Below are 3,516 nucleotides of genomic sequence, written 5' to 3' on the forward strand. Positions count from 1 at the left end.
CTACTTCAGCGCCGACGTGCGGGACCTGGACCGCCTGTCCACCGCGGTCGACGGCATCGAGGACCGCTTCGGCCCGGTCGCGCTCGCGGTGAACAGCGCGGCGACCGCGACCGGCCAGACCTTCCTGTGCGAGCAGACCGAACGGTCGTGGATGGCCACCATCGACACGAACCTCAACGGGGCCTTCCGGTTCTGCCGGGTGGTGGTGCCCGGCATGATGCGGCGCCGGTCGGGGGCGATCGTGCTCGTCTCCAGTTCCGCCGGCAAGCGGGGGTCCCCCGCGACCTCGGCGTACTCGGCGTCGAAGTGGGGGGTCAACGGGCTCGTCAGGTGCCTCGCCATGGAGACCGGGCCGTACCAGGTGCGGGTCAACGCGGTGTGCCCCGGCCTGACCGACACCGGCATGCTGCGCGACGAACGGCAACTGGGCGGCAGTTTCGTGGCCAGCATGCGCAGATTCGGCGGGACGCCGGAGCTCACGTGGGAGCGCTACTGGCGCAGCGCCGTGCGCAACACGAGCCTGCGGCGGCTCGTGGAACCGGACGAGGTGGCCGACCTGACCGCCTTCCTGCTCAGTGACGGCGCCCGCGCCATCACCGGCGAGGCGTTCTCCGTCGACGGCGGCAGCGCCTGACCGGGCGCGTGTCCCACCCTCCGGGGTCCGGCGTAATGCCGTGAAGGGCCCCTTCACAGTCGATTCGACTGTGAAGCGGACCCTTCACGGCTTGCCGTTGGGCTGGGTGAGCGCCCTGAGAGGGCTGCGGATTCCTGTGAGGGGTCCCCTCACGGCCCTAGCGACCGGGGTGAGCCGCGGCGGCCTCGGCGCGTGGGTGCTGGGGCTGCCGGTCCGGCAGCGGGCCGAGCGTGGCGATCCCGCCGCACACCCGGATCCTGGCGCCGCTGAGCAGGCTCGACCCGGGGCTCACCAGGTACGCGATGGCGGCGGCGAGGTCTTCGGGGGCCGACGACCGGCCCACCGGCACGCGGCTCATCGAGGTGCGCACGAAGGCCGGGTCCGCGGTCGCCGCCATCGGCGTGTCGACGAACCCGGGGATCACCGCGTTGACCCGGATGCGGTAGCGGGCGAAGGTCGCCGCCAGATGCAGGCTGAGCTGCTCCATCGCCGCCTTGCTCGAACTGTAGCTGTACAGCCCTGGCACCAGCGCGATGGTGGCGCTCGACGACGAGACGCCCACGATGGATCCGCGGTGCGCGTCGCGTGCCCACCGGGTGGCCAGCGCTTCCGCGAGGTCGGCATAGGACAGTGCGTTGACCCGGAAGGCCTGTTCCCGCGGACCGGTCGGGTCCGTGCGCGGATCGTCGCGGACGAGGACTCCCGCCGTGTACACGAGATCGTGCACCGCGCCCGCCGCCCGGACCGCGATGTCGGCGAGCTCGCCCGCCGCTCCCGGCACCCCGAGGTCGGCCCGGACCGTCCACACGCGACTTCCGGAGACGGCCCGCGCCTGTTCGGCCGTCGCCTCCAGTTCGGCTTCGCGGCGGGCGGCCAGCACGAGATCGGCGCCGCGGCGCGCGAGTTCGACGGCGGTGGCGGCCCCGATCCCGCTGCTGGCGCCCGCGACGAGCACCGTGCGCCCGGCCAGCGACCAGGGCTCTCGGGGCGGGATCGTGGAGTCGTCCGCGCGGACCGAACCCGCGGGTGCGGCGGACACCAGCGTCGTCTCCAGCCCGCCGTCCAGCGGCAGGACCTCGCCGACCATGGTGTCCAGACCCGCGCTGAGCAGCAGGGTGAGCGCGTTCCGAAGGTCGGCCGCCACCACGGGACGCCGCACGATCTGGTGGGCGAGCAGGTCGGATCCGGCCTGTTCGGGCAGCGCGTGGCCCAGGAACGGCGAGTAGCCCAGCTTGATCACGTTCATCCGCACGCCGTGCCGGGCGGCCCTGGCGGCCCACTGCCGCCACCAGTGCACCTCCGCCGCCTGCCGGGCGGTGTCCCCGGGATCGGCGGTGCCGGCGGGCACGGTGGTGAAATCGGTGACCAGCACCATGCGCCCGCCGCCCCGCGCCGCCAGGCGGTCCACCACTTCCCGCACCCGCGCCCGGTCGAGGGCGGCGGGGGGCGCGGGCGCGCCGTAGAGCGCGTTTCCCAGTCGCAGGGCGCAGAACGCGGAATCAGTCGTACCGTTGAGACCGGCATCGAGTGTGAACCCGATGCCGGACAACAGGTCCCGCAGGCACTCCCCGGCGGTGTCGTGCGGCGCGTCCACTTCGACCCGCGACGCACACGGCCGCAGCGAGGGGGATACCGGCTTGGTCGTCATCGAACGGCCCCGTTTCCCAGTGAAGGTGATGTCCCTTCCCCACGGTAGGGGGCCCGTCCCGGCCTGCCATCGGCCCGCAGGTACCCAGTGGCGGGGCCGATGGTGACCGCCGGTACCGGGTCAGGCGGGGCCCGGGCTCCACTGCGCGTGGCGCGGCATCCAGGCCGTTTCGTGCCGGCGGCGGAAGTCGGTGCCGAACCAGCCGGGGGAGAAGGCGGTCGCCCCGCCGTCGACCAGCAGGTTGGCGCCGGTGACGAACGCCGCGTCATCCCCGGCGAGGAAGGCCACCGCGGCCGCGATGTCCTCCGGACGGCCGTTGCGCCCCAGGGGCGATTCCGCTTCGGTGTAGGCCTTCCCGCCGTCGGCGAGCATCGCGTTGGTCATCGCGGTTTCGGTCACGCCGGGCAGCACGGCGTTGGCGCGGATGTCGTACTGGCCGAGCTCGTAGGCCATCACCGTGACCATCATGCTCAGCGCCGCCTTCGCCGAGCAGTACGCGGCGAACAGCGCCACCGGATTCACCGCCCCGCACGAGGAGGTGACCACAATGGACCCGCCGCGGCCGAGGGACACCATGTGCCGGGCCGCGGCCTGGCACACCGAGAACGTGCCCGTCACGTTGACGTCGAAGGTCTTGCGCCACACCGGCAGCGGGATCTCCAGGAAGGGACCGAACCGGCCCCACCCGGCGTTGGCCACGCAGATGTCCAGGCGGTCCCGCAGCGGTGATGCCGGGGAGAACAGGTCCTCCACCTGGTCGGGGTCGGTCTGGTCGCAGGCCGTCCCGGTCGCTTCGCCGCCTGCCGCGGTGATCTCCTCGGCCACCTTCTTCGCGCCGTCGGCGTCGATGTCGGCGAGGACGACCGACGCTCCTTCGGCGCTCAGCCGGCGTGCGGTGGCGGCCCCGATCCCCGAGGCCGCCCCGGTGACCAGCGCGACCCGGCCCGCCAGGCGTGCCGCTGGACTGCTGTTCATCGCGTCGCTCTCCTTTCCCTGTGCCGGTATTCGGTGTTCCCGTGCCGGAACTAGTGCCGGAACCAGCCGCCGTCGACGTGGACGAGCTGGCCGGTGACGTAGCGGGACTCGTCGGAGGCGAGCCACGCGACCGCGTCCGCCACCTCGTGGGGCCGTCCCGCGCGGGGAAGGGGGAGGGTGGCCACCGTCCTGTCGCGCACCTTCGCCAGGTCCCCGGTTTCGGCGATCTCGGTGTCCACGAAACCGGGGGCGGCCGCAT

General features: G+C 73.1%; 4 protein-coding genes. 1 reads left to right on the plus strand and 3 read right to left on the minus strand.

Annotated features, from left to right (window positions below; all coding sequences use genetic code 11):
- Positions 1-634, plus strand: a 634-nt coding sequence (locus FNH05_RS34700) for an SDR family NAD(P)-dependent oxidoreductase (protein WP_144593081.1), incomplete at its 5' end; no start/stop codon positions are given.
- Between the two features lie 157 nt (positions 635-791).
- On the opposite strand, the gene FNH05_RS34705 is transcribed toward FNH05_RS34700, so the two are convergent.
- The 3 genes from FNH05_RS34705 to FNH05_RS34715 form a co-directional block, all read right to left on the minus strand.
- Complete coding sequence (locus tag FNH05_RS34705) at positions 792-2,282, minus strand: SDR family NAD(P)-dependent oxidoreductase (RefSeq protein ID WP_144593082.1); 1,491 nt, start codon at positions 2,280-2,282, stop codon at positions 792-794.
- 120 nt (positions 2,283-2,402) lie between these two features.
- Positions 2,403-3,257 carry an SDR family NAD(P)-dependent oxidoreductase gene (locus tag FNH05_RS34710; RefSeq protein WP_144593083.1) on the minus strand — a complete coding sequence of 285 codons (855 nt, stop codon included), beginning with the start codon at positions 3,255-3,257 and terminating at the stop codon, positions 2,403-2,405.
- 50 nt (positions 3,258-3,307) lie between these two features.
- The coding region (locus FNH05_RS34715; protein WP_144593084.1) for an SDR family oxidoreductase at positions 3,308-3,516 on the minus strand (209 nt) is incomplete at its 5' end.

The sequence above is a fragment of the Amycolatopsis rhizosphaerae genome (assembly GCF_007713715.1).
Lineage (GTDB): Bacteria > Actinomycetota > Actinomycetes > Mycobacteriales > Pseudonocardiaceae > Amycolatopsis_E > Amycolatopsis_E rhizosphaerae.

Excerpts from the sequence above, each read along its gene's own strand:
- FNH05_RS34705 (WP_144593082.1), bottom strand. The coding sequence starts at position 2,282 with ATGACGACCAAGCCGGTATCCCCCTCGCTGCGGCCGTGTGCGTCGCGG.
- FNH05_RS34710 (WP_144593083.1), bottom strand. The coding sequence starts at position 3,257 with ATGAACAGCAGTCCAGCGGCACGCCTGGCGGGCCGGGTCGCGCTGGTC.